The following is an 18,029-nucleotide window of genomic DNA, read 5'->3' on the forward strand; positions in this document are numbered from 1 at the left end:
AAAACGAATTGTCGGGAGTTTTGTAAGGGAGAAATAGTCATGGCTGGATCTGTTGAAATCATCTTTCGAACCTTTACCTCATTTATTTTATTATGGCTATTTGTCCAGCTGCTCGGAAAACAGACGATTGCCCAGAGGACCTATCACCTTTATATTGCTTCAATAACGATGGGAACAATTGCAGGAAATCTAGCTTTCAATATTAAAATTAAATTCCTGTATTTTATCATTGCACTTATAATAATGGGTACCGTCGTTTTTATGCTGAATCTTCTAGCCGTTCGAAATCCGCGCTTCGGGAAATGGATCGCTGGAGAACCTACTATCTTAATACAAAAGGGAGAAATTCTCGAAGGGACAATGGAGCGAATGGGGTATTCACTGGATTCTCTTAAGCAGGCTTTGCGAGGAAAAGATATCTTCAACATGGAAGAAGTGGAATGTGCCATTTTAGAAATAAATGGCTCCCTCTCTGTATTAAAAAAAAACCAATACCAAAATGCCACCAAGCAGGATTTACCTCTACTGCCCTCAGCAGGAACAGTACCATTAGAACTGATCTATGATGGGAAGATCTTATATGACAACTTATCCAAACATACATACGATGACGAATGGTTAATGGCTGAACTCAAAAAAAGAAACCTTGCTGTTTTTGACATCTCATATGCTGTCGTAGGGACAAAAGGAAATTTGTATATTGATTTGATTAAGGATCAATGAAGGTAATAATTTTTTGTACCCTTTCGACTATTATCATCATAAGTAAAGAATCGCTGAGTCCAAATGCGCACCCATGAAGGAACTTAACAGCAAGCAATAAGACAAATTGACCGTCTCGTGGAGTTTCTGTGTAGACTTTGTGCAATGCATTCGAAGGGTAAGGATTTTTAAAATGAAAAATAAATAAACGGCAAGAACTTTGCTTAGCAAATGCTTTCGCCGTTCGGATCACCTGTAAGGGATTCGAATCCGGGGCCCCTGCCCTGTCAATTTTGTTTCATCCTATTAAGCTGGTTAATTGGCTAGAATGTGTGAAAATACTCCTTCTTATTTTCATATTTCGCATTCGGGGCAGGAATAATTAAAAGTGGTTTTTCCAGAAGGAAAAACCACTTTTTCACCCTATTATGTTTTAACGTTTTTCAATCACGGAAATCAATTCCCTTAAATAATCCGGTAGATCAGGCGGACGTCTGCTTGATACAAGGTTTCCATCTACTACGACGGGCCTATCTATCCAAGTTGCCCCTGCATTTTCCATATCATCTTTAATGCCAGGGGTACTCGTTACATTTTTCCCTTGTAAAATTTTAGCAGAAATCAATACCCAACCAGCGTGACAAATTTGCCCGATGGGTTTTTTATTTTCTTCCATACTTTGGATAAGTGATATCACTTCAGGAAATCGACGAATTTTGTCAGGTGCCCAACCGCCCGGGACAAGAATGGCATCATATTCTTCAGCTTTAATACTGCCATACTCATAATCGGATACGGCTGGTACACCATATTTTCCAATGTATGTTTCATTCGCCTTTTCTCCAGCGAGGTGAACGATCGCTCCCTCTTCTTTTAATCGTAAGATCGGATACCAGAGCTCTAAATCTTCAAAATCATGGTGCACAAGACTGATAATTTTCTTTCCTGCTAACCTCATCAAATCTCCCCTTCTTTCGTATTTTCTACTGCCTGTCCACTTTACATGCATTAACCGACGCAGCAATATTTGGTCTAAAAATCAACCTTCACCAAGTACAACCCAGCTGCCTCCGCCATACGGCCCGTTTGGATTCTTTCTTTTGACTCTAAAATACTCGGTATATTTTCAGCATCGATTTCACCCAACCCAACTTCTATCAATGTCCCGACAATCTTTCTAACCATATTATAAAGAAATCCATCGCCTCTCACTGTAATTTCGATGAAGCCGTCATTTTCTTCTATATCAATGGAATATATTTCACGCACCATGGATTTTTTCTTGGACTTTGCATTTGAAAAAGAAGTAAAATCATGTTCGCCTATAAAATATTGACATGCTTTTTTCATTCTTGTGATATCCAGCTTTTCCTCTACATGCATACTGTACTTTCGCATGAAAGGATTTGTATATGGCTCGTTCCAGATTTTATACAAATAGGTTTTATCCTTAGCATTATAACGGGCATGAAAACGATCAGGAACAAGCCTAACCTCGACAATGCTGATATCTCTTGGTAAATATCTATTCAAATAATTCATGATTTCAGCTTCAGTCAGATTTTCACCGATCTTAAAATTGGCTATTTGAGCAAAGGCATGTACACCGGCATCCGTTCTGCTACAACCGATGATCTCAATTTTTTCCCCTGCCATTTCCGTTAATACATTTTCTATTTTCCCTTGTATCGTATCATCACTATTACCGAGTCGTTGCCAGCCTTTATAGCGCCCGCCATCATATTGAATGGTCAATTTATAATTGTTCATTGCTTCCTCCTATAGTATCTAAACAGAAAATCCCTCATATAATACAAGCCCCCATACAACTCCTGCTGTATGAGGGAAGATATGGTTTTTTTCTTAGAAACACATTTTGTTAAGGTAAGATTGGATTTGTATTATGCACTTCGTTACTAGTTCCACAAGTTAAGAGCGAATGCAGTAACGGATAGTATGCTCCCCACTTTCAGGTTTTGTTTGGGAGCACCCCTCTGCTAACAAGGACGATGATTTATGTAAAGATCATACATCATATTTATGCCATTCGATAGCAAATCCTAGCAATCGAAGTGAAATGTACTTCTGCATAGTGTACCAAAGAGGCTAACGTCACGCAACGAACGATTCACCGTCACATGCCGATACTGTGAAGTCTTTGGTCAATGCATAAACATAAAGGAATAAATCGATAGAAATTTATACAGAAAAAAAGCCCAACTCCCTGTTATATCAAGGATTTAATCCCTTTGGCAGTTGAAGAACTGTGAGGGATTCGAGCACACGCCCCTTTCCCTTAAAATTTTACGTTTAAAAACTGAAAACACCCTTAATAGTTTCTCCATCTGGCCCAATCAATTAATCGATTTTTGTATATATTGGGTATACAAATTGAAAAACTTTTAATCAGGAGTGACGTAATGGCTTCTAAAAGAAAATTTGATGATTTTTTATTTGGTCGTAATGATGAAATTGATGGCATTCAATATAAGAGCCACTACTTTAACGAACACGTTCCAAAATTAGATAATGGTCAAAGAAATAAACAAAGTCTAAGAGGTAAAAAAGTTGGTCCTTCTCATCTTCCTCCTGTACCAGTTGTATTGGACCCTTCTCCAATCCAGATTACTCCAATAGGAACCATTCCAATTTACTACAGAAGAACTTAGACCATTTCATATGGTCCTGTTTTTTTAAAAGGAAATCCCGTTAAGACCGAAGACCGTAACCAAAGACCTAAATGACCACATTTTATTGTTTCCTTAACATACATCGTATACGTTTTCATTAACGTGTTGATTTTCGTTTGTATACGTGTCATATTTCATAAATGGCAGGCCCCGAAGATATGATGTCACCTTATGCTTATGTTGAAAATCGCTGACAGAGAGGTGGAATTGGATCAGAAACGGCGGCCAGCCATTAGAAGTCAAAGCGGACTCTATTTAAGAATTCAAGAATCTAGCATGAAATTTTAATTGCGATAGATCTATACATATACAGTACTTCCAACGTAAACAATTAACCTATACAATGACTACATTCCAATAGGATAAAAATAATTATCCTTCTATTCAGGAAAGGGTACTGAACTATCCTTACTTAATAGGATCTGATAATCTTCCGGAGTATCGATGTCGAACAAAATTCCCGGGTCACCTACTGGTATAATATGGTGGTTTCTGGAGTGGTTTATGATACGTTTACCACCTTCATCACCTTGCAGCATCTTAAAAAAAGGAAACAATGTAGATGAAAAGAACACCGGATGTCCCTTTTTTCCGGAAAAGGAAGGCTGTACGACACATTTCGGTTCCTGTTTTTTCATTCGTGTTGCAGCTTCATTAAATACTTGCCTGATTGTTTCATCAAGAATCAATGGCTGATCCGCCAAGAACACCATCATCCCATCCACATCTTCTATAGTCCTTATGGCTTTTTGTAAAGCCGCACTTTGTCCTTCTTGATACATATTGTTAAAAATCCATTCAAACCGTTGATCCTTTATATCAATCAAATTCATGATTTCATTCGAATTGTGTCCGATAATTGCATAAATTTTAATAAAGGGGAAAAAAAGGAGTTTCCGAATTGTATATTCCAAGAGTGGCACTCCTTGAAACATTAAAAGCTGTTTAGTGGTGCCCATTCGTTTAGACATACCTGACGCAAGAATTACAGCAGAAATTCTAATGTTATCATTCATAAATTTTTCACCATGGATTTATAGTCCAACAATAAAGATGGGCATTAAAGATATTCCTTTTTCATTTTTCAACAAATAAGTTTTCTGAATTGTATAAGCTGAGCCATAATACTAATACTAATTTCCTCTGGTCCTTCTGCACCGATATTTAGGCCCACTGGGGAATGGATTTTATCAAGCAATTGTTTTGGAGGGAGTAAACGTTCTGTTCTGACTCTTGAGCCCAATATTCCAATATAGCAGGGAGGAGATTGGTCCAATAATAACGATAATATTTGTTTATCCCGAGAGAAATTGTGGGTCATTATTATGACATAACTATTTTCTCGTAGTCTGTTTTCCTTTAAAAAAACGTCGGGATGCTCATTGATTAAAACGTCGGCAGATGGAAAGAAATTTCGATTACACCTATCGCTTCTTGGATCAATAACTATCGTTTCAAAATCGAAAGCCGAGGTAAGTTTAACAACAGGCTCCACATCTGGACCTGCACCAAAAATGTATAACGTATCCCTAGGTTTGATTCTTTCGAAAATAAATTCACTTTCTAAATCATGTACAACTGTATACTGAAATTCGGTACCTAAAACAGAAAACTCATTTAAATAGGATACTAATCTTCGCTGAACGCCTTGGTCTATTATATGACCGGTCACCATTTCATCATTTGAACAATAAATCATAGTCCCTGCTGCTACTTTCCCTCCTATGCTTTTTACAATAAAAATGGATTTTCCATCATCGAGAAGCCGTTCTATTACGGGCAATGCTGGCTGATTGTGGTTTGGTGGTACATAGCTCCACCCGAATGGTTCAAGCAGGACCTTGATCTTCCCATTGCAGCCTGATCCAATTCCCCACAGTATGTCGTTATCAGAAGATAGATCATATTCAACAATCTTAGAATGTAAAGTAGTCATCACTTCCGTAGCATGATAAGATAAATCCTCTTCTAAACAGCCCGCACTTAAAGTACCATACTGTTTACCATCTTTTCCGAAGAACATCGTTGCTCCTTTATGCCGATAGGCTGACCCCAATACCTCAAAGACAGTTGCCCTTACGAAGTAATCCTCTTTTTGTTTATTCAGTTTTTTTATATATCGATAGAATTCACTCATCTGATCACCCATTGCCTTATTCTTTAGGAACCAAATAGCCTAATTTCATAATTAATGTACTTTACCAGTGGAATACTAACGTTTGTTTCTTGATCTTGGTCTTCCTACATTGAAACGCTGCTCCTTTAAAACCGATTTTACGGCTTCTCGAATTTCCTGGTAACTAGTACACCGACAAATATTAGAACTGAGCCATTCTTCCATGATCTCATCGGTTGCGTCTGGATATTGGTTCACGAGCGCACGAGCGTTCAAAATAAATCCTGATGTACAATACCCGCACTGAAAAGCCCATTTCTCAATAAAAGCATGCTGCATAGGATCGTCATGTAATCCTTCGATCGTAGTGAGCTTCTTACCGATAGCATCCACTGCAAGCATCATGCATGACTTTACCGGCAAACCGTCTGCAAGCACCGTACAGGAACCGCAATCACCGTTCTCACAGCCGCGCTTGGCTCCTGTTAAGTCAAGTTTTTCCCTTAAAACATCTAAAAGCGTATCTGCCATTCTAACAGTCGCCACCCGCTGTTCTCCATTTATATCAAGCGTCAATTCATCATTCACTTATCTCACCCCTTCTAAATCAATTAGCGCATCGAGAAGTGTATTCCGCAGGACAAATATACGATATTCACTTGTGCCGCGTATATCACTTATTACTGGGGCCGGGATTCGAAGCACGGCCTTGTCAATCCTTTCCTCAAGGGATATACCTGTTTTATTTAACTCCTTCTCCATCTCATAAGATCGAAATGGAAAAGCACACAATCCACTTATCGCTAACCGAATGGAACGATCAATTTTTAATGTTTCTATGGTTATAAGCGGATAATCCACTCTTTCACTCTTCCTTTTTTTCTCAATAAAGAATGGTTTGTTTCGATATTTTCCATTAACTTTAATTTGTACGAGAAATTCCCCCCGCTTTAAAAGCAGCTTTTCTTTGAAAATCTTATGAACTGAGATTTGGTGAATACCGTCAATGCCCGCGACTACAAAAGTGCTATTAGATAGCAGCAATGGGAGTACGGCTTCGCGATAGATGATTTGACTAGCTAGATTTCCTCCCAGCGTAATTTGATTCCTCGATGTACGGTCCCCTATCTTTACACAAGCCTCGCCAAGCAAGGGTAATATTTTCGATTCCCAAACTTGTGTTAGGGTATGGGCTGCTCCAACAACAACAGAATTTTGCTTAAAATCCAGGGCATTACATTCAGGGATACCTTTTACATCAATCACTGCCTTTGTGAAAATCTGATTTAGCCTTCCGAGTGTAGTAATTTCCGTTCCACCGCTTAAATAGATCGGTTTCTTCCCATCTTGATCTAGCTTTTCGAATAATTCCACTGCCTCATTAATCGAAGAAGGGCGATAGTATTCAAAATTGAAGGGGAGCATTAATACACCTCCCCCGCTTTGAGCCTTGTCTTCCAAATGAACTCTGGAGTAAGAGGCAACTGTTGTAGTGAAACATTTGCTGCGAGGGATAAACTATTTGCAACCGCTGCAGGCATACCCATTATCCCATGCTCACCTAGTCCCCGGGAACCAAATGGGGCACCCTTTACTGGATTTTCAATGAATCGGACGATATACTCGGGTTGCTCACCATAATGCATCACTTTATACGACCGAAATTGTGTGGTTAAGACTCTGCCCTCGTCGTCATACAGAAATCCTTCTCTCGTAGCAAAGCTTAGTCCCATATTCATCGCGCCCATCACCTGTGTTTCAGCGCCTTTATAGTTCAATACTGTACCTGCGTCAGCTACACTTACAGCGCGGATTAACTTAAAAGTATTATCCCTTTTGTCAAATTCAACTTCCACCGCTTGTGCTATCACACCCCACTCAGGTCCCTGAACACCTTTTCCCGTTACCGGATCCATGTCCGTAATTCCTGGAATCATATATGTCCCTCTACCAACAACCTGCGTTCCTGCAACTTTGCCATCTGGAAATATAAAGCCATACACAATCTCGGAAAAATCTATTGAAATATTAGGTGAGGTCTTCTTATATACTTTTTTATTAGCGACCTCCAACTCATCTACTGGAACTTTCAAAATAATGGCTGCCGTTCTTTTTAATTGCCTGATTGCATCTTCCACAGCTCTAAGAACTGCATTTCCGGACATAAACGTTGTTCGACTCGCTGCAGTCTCCCAATTATCAGGAGACATCTGTGTATTTACCTCCATTTGTATAAACACTTCATCTTCACTCAATTTCATTTTTTCAGCAACCATTTGTGTTAGTACTGTTTTCGTCCCTTGGCCAATCTCTACAGCCGCGCTATTAATGTTCACAGACCCGTCGGAGTTAAAGGTTAAGATGGCACCTGCTCCAACACCTGGAGGTGGATCTCCATTCTTCCACGCACAACTAATTCCTTTTGTCCGTACGATCCGATCCGAAATGTCAATTCGTTGTCCTCTATCCCAATCAATAAGATCTTTTAGCTGCAACAAGCATTCCCTGATATCGCCAAGATTACTTTTATTCAAAAGAACTTGTGTAGGCGACGTGTCACCTGGCTGTATCGCGTTTTTCAAACGAAATTCCAACGGACACATCCCCAGTTTATTTGCCATTATATCTATTGTTCTTTCTACTCCAAAAGCTGCCTCAGTTCTCCCAAATCCCCGAAAATCCGTTGCATACGGATGGTTTGTATACATACATAATGAATCACACCATACATTTTTTATAGCGTATGGCCCAGTACAATCATACGCTGCGGCCTTGCTAACTGGGATTGCTCTTTCTGCATAAGCACCACCGTCAAATAAAAAATGAAGTTTTATTGCTTGTAATTTCCCGTCCTTTGTACACCCCATTTTAACCTTTGCATGTAATCCAATATGAACGGGGGAAGTAGCAATGTCTTCTTCCCGACTATTGCGTAGCCGTACCCTTCTACCGCCTACAGCCTTAGAAGCAACATATGCCAGCGGTTCTAATTGCACACTGGTTTTAGCACCAAACGATCCGCCGACTAACGGGATATGAACTTGCACCTTTCCTTCATCAATATTAAATGTTTCACTAATCAGTTCTTTCATTTCAAACGGTTCCTGAGAGGCAGAGTGTATTATAACTTCTCCGGTCTTTTTAATTTCTACATCTGCACATCTCGTTTCTATCGCCGTATGATCAGATTGATTAAAGGAAAATATTTCTTCTACGATGAAATCAGACTGAGCAAACCCCCGATCAATATTACCCTTGCGAATTCCTTGACGGTTCGCTATATTTGTACCTGGCACCGGATGTATACCTCCGGACGCCCCCTCTCCGTCAGCATCTTGATCTATTTGATATTGTTCTACTTGTTCATGAACAAGAGGGGCATCATTTTGATAAGCCTGCACAGGTGAATTCACTACAGGAAGCACTTTATATGTAACACGTATCGAAGAAACCGCTTGAATGGCAATCGCTTCGGAATCAGCAATGACCATTGCAATCGGCTCTCCATAATACCGAACCTTGTCAAAGGCAAGCAATGGGCGATCCTTAATAGTAGTCCCAATCAAAAGTGGATAGTCTTCTCCCGTTACAATCATACGCACTCCCGGTACCTTCCAAGCCTCGTCTGTATCAACCTTTCCTATAGAGGCATGCGCATAAAGACTCGTCAATAGCTTTACATGCAATGTACCGACTTCTTGAAAATCATCAATATACTTTACCCTCCCGGAGACTTTATCCCAACTTTCTTTCCTTGGAACGCTTTTTCCAATAACACGATATTGTTTCATACGTTCCCTCCTCTTATCACACACAACTATAAAATCTTATTAATTGAAGTACTTTTTTAGAACTGAGAACCCGTGTTATGTAATGGAATGAGAAAGAGGAGAAAAAAGCCGATCCCTCCAGATGCTTATAGTGAAAGAATCCACCGATACTTGAATCAAAAGGGGCATCTCCTTTTGTTGATAAAATAAATGAGCATACCGTCTTTGCTGCAATACTTGATTCCTTTCTTGCAACCCAACGAGAGAAAGGGAAAATTAAAAAGAAAAGCCCATCTCATTACTCATTTATAGTCCAGACACTAAAAAAAGGCTTCTTATAGGTAGTTTAATAATGAAGAAAATAGAATTTGGGGAAATGTTAAATGTGTATAAAGATGTTTACAGATAAAGAGATTAAGCTTTACGGAGACCGGGACCCTACAAGATCCACGGAACATGTTACGCGTGATGAAACGTTTCATTTTGAAGCGGCATATGTACATCCATTAGTTTAAGGTTTCAAGATATCCAGCACTCCATCTTGATTTCTGAAGGGGGAGATATCGTCTTGTGGCACGTTTAGGACATTCGGATTCTACAATCACGTTAACAAATCACGTCCATTTGATGCCAAACGAAGATGATGACGTGTTGAAATTTCTACAAGTTGTTCTCATCGCATTCAGTATTAATAAATAAAAAAAGGCCCAAATCCTTGTTATATCAAGGATTTAAGCCTTTGGCAATTGATGACCTGTGAGGGATTCGAACCCACGACCCCTTCCCTGTCAAGGAAGTGCTCTCCCACTGAGCTAACAAGTCGTATGTAATGACTAGCTGGTTAATTACTTAAGTACATATTTTATTATAAGTTTTTTTGATAAAAAGTCAACGTATTATATTAATAAAGTTTTAATTTCTTACTTTTATTTTCCTCCTGCAAAGAAAACAAAACAAACGTTCCCTTTTTTACTTGCATACAAAACGTACGTTCGCATACAATAAAAGCAAGTAAGTTAGCAAAGGAGTGACAAGGAATGAAATATATACTTCGTAAACATCTGGAAGAAAACGCTCCATTGGAGATTATTTATCTCTCCGAAAAAGGAAAAATTACACAACGGAAAATTCAGGTGCTTGAAATATATCCAGGCCATATTCACGCTTTCTGTTTTCTAAGGCAGACAAAAAGAACATTTAAATTGAACAATATCCTTTCTGCCCGCCTCATTAAGGCTAAATATGATAAATCCGGATGAAAATTCGTGATTATTCCATAAAGATTCACCCGATTAACTCTTCTTCTTCCTGAATGTCCTTTTCTTGTTCAGTTAGCGATTCTTCTTCATCTCTCAGACGATGAGCTAATCTTGAGGCGGCACTCGCGGCAATACTTGCAACGATATCATCCAGGAAGGTATGCACGATTCCTTCTTGCTTCTTATCAAGTTCGTGAATGACGCCTATTTTATTTTTATCCAAATGGCCAAAGGTCGTTACTGCAATGCTTCCATATCCTAGTACAGCACCAAAAGCAATCGTTTCATCCACTCCGAATAATCCTTCATCAGATTCAACAATGGATTGCAGCGGTTCTGATAGCTTCTTTTGCTCTGCCAGTTTATCCAGCTCCACACCGACTAAAATGGCATGTTGAATTTCCCTCTTCAAAAGGACACGCTCAACGCTTCGGATGCATTCCTCCAGTCTTAAATCTGCTTTATATGGGATTTGCAATTCATAAACAATTTTAGCGATGGCCTCCACACTGACACCGCGCTCTATTAATGTTCGTTTAGCCGCCTTTGTTACTTCCCTGCTGTGTACGTGTACATCTGCCATTTATTTCGCCACCTCTTCTATTGTATTATTTTTCTATATCCTTGTATTATACCATCTTATTATCTAAATTTTTAGAATACATATCAAAAATTTTCTATTCCAAATTCTTGCCACGGGAAAAAGTCGCGCGGCTATGCTAAAATAGCCTAGTAAGTTGTTTTTCATTATTAATTATCATTGAGGTGCGGGAAAATGAGTTTACGCAAAGGCACGATTAAAGAGTACATGTTTAAAAGTGAAGCATTAGCAGAAGAATTGGAACTACTTGTTTACTTGCCAGCTAATTATTCGCCACTGTATAAATACTCGCTCGTCATTGCTCAAGATGGACGTGATTATTTTCAAATGGGCCGAATTGGTCGCGTAGCCGATGAGCTGTTAGGGAACGATGAGATTGAAAATATCATCATTGTCGGCATTCCTTATAAAGACCGTTTTGACCGCAGACGCAAATATCATCCTGACGGGGAACAGCACATTGCATACATACGCTTTCTAGCCCATGAGCTTGTCCCGTTTTTAGATGATGAATTTCCAACCTATCAAATGGGACATGGCAGAGCTTTGATTGGCGATTCTCTTGGTGGTACAGTTTCTTTATTGGCCGCTCTGCAATATCCCCATACATTCGGGAAGTGCATCATGCAATCTCCACTTGCCAATGAAGCCGTAATGGATGCTGTACGTAATTTTGAGGATCCGCATCTCCTCGAACTTTACCATGTAATCGGGACTGGGGAAACAGATGTTCCGACTACGGATGGCAATCGGGAAAACTTCATAGACCCTAACAGGAAATTGCATAAATTATTAAACCAAAAAGGATTTCCATGCTTCTATGAAGAATTTGAAGGTAATCATACCTGGAAATATTGGCAGGCGGATTTAAAAAGAGCACTATTGGAAATGTTCTAACATTTTTGAAATCATCTCTTTAGAAATGTTTCAGGAAAACATATCCAACTAAAATACAACAATAAAAATATCAGGAGGTTTTATTTATGAAATATGGTGTTGCAATCTTCCCTTCAAAAAAACTTCAAGATTTAGCTAATTCCTATCGAAAAAGATATGATACGAAATATGCTTTCATTCCACCTCATCTAACGCTTAAACCAACGTTTGAAGCGACGGATATGGAAATTTCGTCGATTGCAGATCAATTAAAAGGTATTGCCCAAAAGTGCAAGCCCTTTACGATGAACGTAACGAAAGTGAAGTCTTTCCAACCCGTAAGCAATACCATTTATTTCAAAGTCGAATTATCCGAAGGACTTCAAGAGCTGCATGATGCACTTAACAATGAGGACTTCATGAAAAGTGAAAGTGAACATGCATTTGTCCCGCATATTACCATCGCTCAAGATTTATCCGATAATGAGCATTCTGATGTTTTAGGCCAATTAAGCATGCTTGATGTCAGCCATGAAGAAGAAGTTAAGCGAGTTCACTTGTTATACCAGCTTGAAGACGGTGCTTGGACCGTATATGAAACATTTAGATTAGGAGCTGAATGATTTCGTGTTTGTAAAAATTGCAGAAACCACCCTAGATCGCGAAAATGCTTATATGATTAGAAAAAAAGTGTTCGTCCACGAACAAAACGTTCCTCTTGAAGAAGAGATCGATGAATACGAAGACGTCTCTACCCACTTCGTTTTATATAACGAGCAGGAACAACCAATCGGTGCAGGCCGCTTCAGGGTCATCGATAACATCGGTAAAGTCCAGCGCATTTGTGTACTGTCATCGGGCCGAAAGAGCGGGGCCGGTGCCATGATCATGAACGCTATTGAGGAATACGCAATCCAGCAGGAAGTACCTCAATTGAAGCTTGATTCCCAGGTGCATGCGATTCCTTTTTATTCGAAATTAGGGTATGAGGTCGTTTCCGACGAATTCATGGATGCTGGCATTCCACATAAAACGATGATGAAAACCATTTAATGATATAAAAAAGCTGTCCCTTCAGTCTTCTGATTGGACAGCTTTTTTTGTTCGTTCATGATCTTAAATTATCGTTTTATAAAAAAAACCATTTCCGTTCAATGGCAATCTTCGCAAAAATACATAGTCTATATATAGAAAGCAAGAAGGAGGGAAAATTTTATGGGTAACAATGAATTTAACCTGGAGGAGTCTCAAAAAAGACTGATGGAACTGCTGGTTTCGAGGACTATGAGAAAACATGGTTTCAAAAAGGAAAAAGTCGATCTAACTGAAAGAGAGAGAAACAATCTTAGAGAAACCGTTCGCTATTTACAAGAGCAATCACAAAAAATCATAAACCAAGAAACGAACATCACGGAACATGATGTTAATCCAGTTACAAATTCCATTCACAACAAATTCACTGATTCCAAAGATAAATGACGCACCATATCACCTAATCAAACCTTACTTGCTGGCGAGAAATAAGTAAACCCAGACATAGCAGCACTTACATTTCATTCCTAAAGCTCCAGCTTCTTAATCATGCATCCCCCACACACTAATACTTTTTCTAAGTATTTAAAAAATAGACGAATTAACTGATTTATTCGTCCAACCCGATTACCCATCAAAGCATATTTTAATAGGGAATAAAACCTAAGGAGGAAAAAACAACATGAACCAAAATGTATATCGTAGCAACTGTAACACACATGAAGACTCTGATAGATCATGGTCGGCTCTAGATTCCGCTTCCAGACATCCCCTTTCAGGATTCTGTAACGACGATGAAACACGGATTAACCAAGAGGCAAGACAGGATAATAGTCAAGTTCAGCTTTCTGAAGAACTTATTTACATTAAAGATTCTTGCAATGTAAATGTCATTTCAACGGATGTTAAAGCGGCCCTTTCTCTTCAAACTGCTCTACAAGCTGCAATTGCGGTCATCGTAAGCATTTCCATTGCAGATTCTGATAATGCTGACAGAATTACTCAAGAATTAATCCAATCTTCTAATGTTAAACAAATCACGCGCCAAAAAACAATTGTTGAAAACAGCCGTGATATCGACATTACAACAACTGATGCACAAATCGCTCTTAACATCCAACTATTACTTCAACTATTGTTAGCTCTAATCGTAGAAATTGACATTCTTTAAGAAATCAACACAAAAAGGACACTTCGCGTGTCCTCTTTTGTTTTTCATAGCAACACTACACAATTTTGTTGAAGTACCCACCTTTTCCAGTCATTTCAGCCGTTATTTCTTGGTGAACTTTCCTGCCGATTTGAATTTTATAGGTGCTCGCTCCATCCCTTCTTTCCCGATTATGATATTGAACTTGCTTGAATTCTTCAAAGCTTCCCCTTTCTTCCAACACCTGATCAAAACGGATAGGCTGAATGGGTGTCGTCCCATTAACAATTCTTACTTTCTCTGCAGCTTCGATCGTCCGGTTGGCATATTGAATATAATCAAATTGTGTGACAGGAGCTATGTATCCCATCGTGATCCCTCCTTTATTTAAATGGTCATATTGTCATTTAATTACCCTGCTGGGAACAATAATTAAACATGATTTCCGCATTCTTTTTTCTTAATCTTCTGGTATGATGAGTATTGCCGATATTTTTAATAGATTAGAGGTATCCATTTATATGAATCAAGCAAAATCTGGCACTGAAATCGTACATTTACATACCGTTTCAGCTGGTGAGCTGCAGACACTTTTTGAAAAAGGAAAACGTGATCAGCTTTCTTGTATCATTTGTCATAAACCAGTGAAATTATTTATTGGAATCCATGAGACACCTTATTTTTATCACAGTGACCCAACGCAGGTGCCCTGTGAAATGCCAAATTCCGCACCAATAATTGAGGACAAGCCATTAGAATACATGGAACAGAATGGATTTAGGATTCCTACATCACGAACCATTACGGAAACAAAAACCATTACGGAACCTTTCCTTAAAAGCCGGCCCATAACCGGCAATCCGAAATATTCAGATAAACAACATGCCCTGGCACAATTAGAGGAACCATACTTTCAGGAATTATCTTCATCCGGGGTTGTTCTCGATGCAGAGCAACTAAGAGCGGTAATGACGATCGATGGACCAATTCTCGTCCTTTCAGGAGCCGGCAGCGGCAAAACCCGAGTATTGACGGTCCGTACGGCCTATATGCTCACAGTGAAAAAGATTGACCCAAAAAGTATCATGCTTGTAACCTTTACGGCGAAATCTGCAAAGGAAATGCAGCAGCGTCTGCTCGGCTATCCTTATATGACTCCTTCCCTTGTTTCTCAAATTGTTAGCGGGACCTTTCATAGCATCTTTTATAAAATCCTAATTTTTCACGAACCATCCAAATGGCAGCGCGATTTCCTATTAAAATGGGAGTGGGAAAAAGAAAAGGTATTGAAACAGGCTGGCAGGGAATTGGAACTTGATGATAAGGAATTTGCCTATGATCAAGCACTCCAACAAATTGGACTTTGGAAAAACTCATTGGCTTTTCCTGAAGATATTCAACCGATTGACGAGTGGGAGAAATCCTGTTTATTTTTATATAAGAAATATGAAGAGTATAAACTACAAACAGGAAAATATGATTTTGATGATATGCTTGTCGGCTGTTATGTATTTTTAAAAAACCACCCGGAATTTTTAAAGAAATATCAGCAAAGGTTTCAATATTTTTTGGTTGATGAGTTTCAGGATATCAATAAAGTTCAATATGAATTGATAAAACTCCTCTCTGCTGAATCAAAAAATGTTTGTGCGGTTGGAGATGATGACCAATCCATCTATTCCTTCCGGGGAAGTGATCCAAAGTATATCTTGAATTTCAATCATGATTTTCCTCAATCACAAGTTGTAAAGCTAACCGAAAATTACCGCTCTTCTCATGAAATCGTCGCAACTGCGAACCGCTTGATCAAGCGTAACCAGAACCGTATGGAGAAAAAGATGCGGGCACAGCATGATTCTGGAAATCCTCCTGTATTGTTTTATCCTTATGATGAAGAATTGGAAGCAACGATGATCGTATCTGATATCCAAGAAAAAATATCCAAAGGAGCGAACCCTGGGGACTTCGCAGTTTTGTACAGGACACACACGATGTCGCGGGCCATCTTTGAAAGGTTAGCCGCTTCCAACCTGCCATTTGTCATTGAAAAAGATGCGGATTCGTTTTATCAGCGCAGGGTCATTCGAGGCATGCTCGCCTTTATGCGCTTGAGTTTATATCCCCATGATAGCAAGGCAGCATCCGATGTCCTTTCCGCCTTATTTTTAAAACAAAGTATATTACAGGAGTTAAAAGCACAGACAATCCTCCAGGACTGTGATTTTATTGATGCATTTGCTTTTGTTAAGACGGGACATGCTTTTCAAGAACGAAAATTAAAAACGATCCCAGGTCTGATCCGTTCATTAAAAATTATGTCGCCGCTCGTAGCTTTAGAAATCATCGAGAAAGATTTAGGATACCAGGAATATGTTAAAAAACGCGGAAATGAAGCGAACCTTGAAAAAGGTTCAGATGACATCCGCGACCTAAAGGTGGCAGCAAATCGTTTTCCTACAGTCGCTGCTTTCCTTGAACATGTCGACCATATGACTGCCATGGTTCAAGAAATAAAACAGCTGTCTAAACATTTTAAGGATGCGATACAGCTTACAACCATACACCGTTCCAAAGGGCTTGAGTATCAAACCGTTTATGTTCTTGCTGCTGTCGACGGCAGCATTCCTCATGATTTCGCACTAGAATCATACCGAAAAGGGGAACTTTCCCCTCTTGAAGAGGAAAGACGATTGCTCTATGTAGCAGCAACCCGGGCAAAACAGGATCTTTACCTTTCGATCTTGCAAACGAGACGTGGACGAACCGCCCATCCATCTCGCTTCTTGAAGCTTTGACCAAGAGTGAATGAAGTTTCCCTGCAAAATAGAAAAGGCCTGCATAATAGCAGGCCTCTTTGTTTATCATTTTTTATTTATCATATTGGAAATCGTACCGAAATCCAGTTTATTTCCTTCAGCCACGATGGAATGGACGATTTTATCTTCCGTTTCCTTATTGACCGGTTTATTAGCTATTTTTGAAACACGCTTTATAACGTTTCTAACAGTCGTTTCATCCTTGAAATTGGCTCCTTGTAGAGAATTTGCCAATTCTAATACATCCTTCATATTTACGCCCGTTTTACCTTCTATGTTTTTAAAAAAGTTATTATCCATACCTAAGCCCCTCCCTTTTCTGTACCTATCCTATGGCAAGATCAGAAAAATGGTGCTAGGCCCTTATAAATAAAAATAAAAGGAATAGGCTTCTTCCGCCTATTCCTTTTAATTTAGCAGAAAGAAGCCCCTACAATGATTAATAGGATAAACAATACAACGATTATCGCGAAAGTAGAGCCTCCACCGCCATAGCCGCCGCCATAGCCATAACCGCCGCCGCCACAACAACCGTAGCCACCAGAACCAAACATAAAATCACCTCGCTCTCGCTAAAGCTTACTGATAACATATGTAGGTCTGGACAAATATGTATAGGCCATGTCCTAGTCCAGGCTGCCTATTTCCGCTAATCTTATCCTTTTGGTCTGAAAACTAAAGCCCCGATAAATCCAAAGATGATAGCTGCTGAGATACCGGAGCTCGTAATTTCGAACATACCTGTCAGTACGCCAACAAGACCATGTTTTTCCGATTCCATCATGGCCCCGTTCACTAGCGAGTTCCCAAATGAAACGATTGGTATGGTTGCTCCTGCACCTGCAAAGTCAACAAGTGGTTCATATAGATCAAACCCGCCAAGAACCGCTCCAATTACAACGAACAAGCTTAACGTATGTGCTGGTGTCAGCTTAGCAACATCGAATAGAAGCTGGCCGACTACGCAAATCAAGCCACCGATGACAAAGGCCCAAAAAAACATTGCTAACATCCAAA

At 39.4% G+C, this 18,029-nt stretch carries 23 protein-coding genes and 1 tRNA gene; 11 read left to right on the plus strand and 13 right to left on the minus strand.

Features of this window, described 5'->3' with window-relative positions; translation table 11 throughout:
• The first annotated feature begins 39 nt into the window (after positions 1-39).
• Positions 40-723, plus strand: coding sequence for a DUF421 domain-containing protein (locus LQ203_RS10505; protein WP_230157792.1), 684 nt, complete (start codon positions 40-42; stop codon positions 721-723).
• 412 nt (positions 724-1,135) lie between these two features.
• Here LQ203_RS10505 and LQ203_RS10510 read toward each other — a convergent pair whose 3' ends face one another.
• Together LQ203_RS10510 and truA are read right to left on the minus strand one after the other, a co-directional pair.
• Positions 1,136-1,660 carry a type 1 glutamine amidotransferase domain-containing protein gene (locus LQ203_RS10510; RefSeq protein WP_230157794.1) on the minus strand — a complete coding sequence of 175 codons (525 nt, stop codon included), beginning with the start codon at positions 1,658-1,660 and terminating at the stop codon, positions 1,136-1,138.
• A 74-nt stretch (positions 1,661-1,734) separates the two neighbouring features.
• Entirely contained in the window at positions 1,735-2,472 is a 738-nt protein-coding gene (truA, locus tag LQ203_RS10515) for a tRNA pseudouridine(38-40) synthase TruA (RefSeq protein WP_230157796.1), read from the minus strand.
• Positions 2,473-3,122: 650 nt separating this feature from the next.
• Here truA and LQ203_RS10520 point away from each other — a divergent pair.
• Positions 3,123-3,371: a hypothetical protein gene (locus LQ203_RS10520; protein ID WP_230157798.1), complete on the plus strand. Its 249-nt coding sequence runs from the start codon at positions 3,123-3,125 to the stop codon at positions 3,369-3,371.
• 401 nt (positions 3,372-3,772) lie between these two features.
• On the opposite strand, the gene LQ203_RS10525 is transcribed toward LQ203_RS10520, so the two are convergent.
• The 5 genes from LQ203_RS10525 to LQ203_RS10545 form a co-directional block, all read right to left on the minus strand.
• A complete protein-coding gene (locus tag LQ203_RS10525) occupies positions 3,773-4,408 on the minus strand; it encodes a nucleotidyltransferase family protein (RefSeq protein WP_230157800.1) in 636 nt (211 codons plus the stop codon).
• Between the two features lie 68 nt (positions 4,409-4,476).
• Positions 4,477-5,529 carry an XdhC/CoxI family protein gene (locus LQ203_RS10530; RefSeq protein WP_230157801.1) on the minus strand — a complete coding sequence of 351 codons (1,053 nt, stop codon included), beginning with the start codon at positions 5,527-5,529 and terminating at the stop codon, positions 4,477-4,479.
• A gap of 75 nt (positions 5,530-5,604) precedes the next feature.
• The gene (locus LQ203_RS10535) at positions 5,605-6,096 is read right to left on the minus strand and encodes a (2Fe-2S)-binding protein (RefSeq protein WP_290370566.1); all 492 of its coding nucleotides are present in this window, start codon (positions 6,094-6,096) and stop codon (positions 5,605-5,607) included.
• A complete protein-coding gene (locus LQ203_RS10540) occupies positions 6,097-6,933 on the minus strand; it encodes an FAD binding domain-containing protein (protein ID WP_230157802.1) in 837 nt (278 codons plus the stop codon). It lies immediately after the preceding gene.
• The gene (locus LQ203_RS10545; RefSeq protein ID WP_230157804.1) at positions 6,933-9,299 is read right to left on the minus strand and encodes a xanthine dehydrogenase family protein molybdopterin-binding subunit; all 2,367 of its coding nucleotides are present in this window, start codon (positions 9,297-9,299) and stop codon (positions 6,933-6,935) included. The genes LQ203_RS10540 and LQ203_RS10545 overlap by 1 nt, the downstream gene beginning before the upstream one ends.
• A gap of 362 nt (positions 9,300-9,661) precedes the next feature.
• Here LQ203_RS10545 and LQ203_RS27500 point away from each other — a divergent pair, with 362 nt between their 5' ends.
• Both LQ203_RS27500 and LQ203_RS27505 read left to right on the plus strand, forming a co-directional pair.
• On the plus strand, positions 9,662-9,793 hold the full coding sequence (locus LQ203_RS27500) for a hypothetical protein (protein ID WP_290370567.1): 132 nt from the start codon (positions 9,662-9,664) through the stop codon (positions 9,791-9,793).
• Positions 9,794-9,848: 55 nt separating this feature from the next.
• Complete coding sequence (locus LQ203_RS27505) at positions 9,849-9,977, plus strand: hypothetical protein (RefSeq protein WP_290370568.1); 129 nt, start codon at positions 9,849-9,851, stop codon at positions 9,975-9,977.
• 51 nt (positions 9,978-10,028) lie between these two features.
• Here the strand turns inward: LQ203_RS27505 and LQ203_RS10550 are convergent.
• Positions 10,029-10,100, minus strand: a tRNA-Val gene (locus LQ203_RS10550).
• A gap of 215 nt (positions 10,101-10,315) precedes the next feature.
• On the opposite strand from LQ203_RS10550, the gene LQ203_RS10555 reads away from it, so the two are divergent.
• Entirely contained in the window at positions 10,316-10,537 is a 222-nt protein-coding gene (locus LQ203_RS10555; protein ID WP_230157806.1) for a hypothetical protein, read from the plus strand.
• 25 nt (positions 10,538-10,562) lie between these two features.
• Here the strand turns inward: LQ203_RS10555 and LQ203_RS10560 are convergent, their stop codons facing one another.
• Positions 10,563-11,120 carry a phosphatidylglycerophosphatase A gene (locus LQ203_RS10560; RefSeq protein WP_230157808.1) on the minus strand — a complete coding sequence of 186 codons (558 nt, stop codon included), beginning with the start codon at positions 11,118-11,120 and terminating at the stop codon, positions 10,563-10,565.
• Positions 11,121-11,312: 192 nt separating this feature from the next.
• On the opposite strand from LQ203_RS10560, the gene LQ203_RS10565 reads away from it, so the two are divergent.
• The 5 genes from LQ203_RS10565 to LQ203_RS10585 all read left to right on the plus strand — a co-directional run bounded on the left by LQ203_RS10565 (position 11,313) and on the right by LQ203_RS10585 (position 14,217).
• Entirely contained in the window at positions 11,313-12,035 is a 723-nt protein-coding gene (locus tag LQ203_RS10565) for an alpha/beta hydrolase-fold protein (protein ID WP_230157810.1), read from the plus strand.
• 86 nt (positions 12,036-12,121) lie between these two features.
• Positions 12,122-12,637, plus strand: a complete 516-nt coding sequence (locus tag LQ203_RS10570) for a YjcG family protein (protein WP_230157812.1) — start codon at positions 12,122-12,124, stop codon at positions 12,635-12,637.
• Positions 12,638-12,641: 4 nt separating this feature from the next.
• On the plus strand, positions 12,642-13,067 hold the full coding sequence (locus tag LQ203_RS10575) for a GNAT family N-acetyltransferase (RefSeq protein ID WP_230157814.1): 426 nt from the start codon (positions 12,642-12,644) through the stop codon (positions 13,065-13,067).
• 162 nt (positions 13,068-13,229) lie between these two features.
• Complete coding sequence (locus LQ203_RS10580; RefSeq protein WP_230157816.1) at positions 13,230-13,493, plus strand: hypothetical protein; 264 nt, start codon at positions 13,230-13,232, stop codon at positions 13,491-13,493.
• Positions 13,494-13,728: 235 nt separating this feature from the next.
• A complete protein-coding gene (locus LQ203_RS10585; RefSeq protein WP_230157818.1) occupies positions 13,729-14,217 on the plus strand; it encodes a spore coat protein in 489 nt (162 codons plus the stop codon).
• A 55-nt stretch (positions 14,218-14,272) separates the two neighbouring features.
• Here the strand turns inward: LQ203_RS10585 and LQ203_RS10590 are convergent, their stop codons facing one another.
• On the minus strand, positions 14,273-14,566 hold the full coding sequence (locus LQ203_RS10590) for a hypothetical protein (RefSeq protein WP_230157820.1): 294 nt from the start codon (positions 14,564-14,566) through the stop codon (positions 14,273-14,275).
• Between the two features lie 151 nt (positions 14,567-14,717).
• On the opposite strand from LQ203_RS10590, the gene LQ203_RS10595 reads away from it, so the two are divergent.
• Positions 14,718-16,991, plus strand: a complete 2,274-nt coding sequence (locus LQ203_RS10595) for an ATP-dependent helicase (RefSeq protein WP_230157822.1) — start codon at positions 14,718-14,720, stop codon at positions 16,989-16,991.
• Between the two features lie 66 nt (positions 16,992-17,057).
• Here the strand turns inward: LQ203_RS10595 and LQ203_RS10600 are convergent, their stop codons facing one another.
• The 3 genes from LQ203_RS10600 to spoVAE all read right to left on the minus strand — a co-directional run bounded on the left by LQ203_RS10600 (position 17,058) and on the right by spoVAE (position 18,024).
• Positions 17,058-17,312, minus strand: a complete 255-nt coding sequence (locus tag LQ203_RS10600) for a stage VI sporulation protein F (RefSeq protein WP_034314458.1) — start codon at positions 17,310-17,312, stop codon at positions 17,058-17,060.
• 113 nt (positions 17,313-17,425) lie between these two features.
• The gene (locus LQ203_RS10605; protein WP_230157823.1) at positions 17,426-17,566 is read right to left on the minus strand and encodes a YjcZ family sporulation protein; all 141 of its coding nucleotides are present in this window, start codon (positions 17,564-17,566) and stop codon (positions 17,426-17,428) included.
• A gap of 101 nt (positions 17,567-17,667) precedes the next feature.
• Positions 17,668-18,024, minus strand: a complete 357-nt coding sequence (gene spoVAE, locus LQ203_RS10610; protein ID WP_057278904.1) for a stage V sporulation protein AE — start codon at positions 18,022-18,024, stop codon at positions 17,668-17,670.
• Positions 18,025-18,029 lie beyond the last annotated feature (5 nt).

It is taken from the genome of Peribacillus sp. Bi96, from assembly GCF_918698115.1.
Taxonomy (GTDB): Bacteria; Bacillota; Bacilli; order Bacillales; family DSM-1321; genus Peribacillus.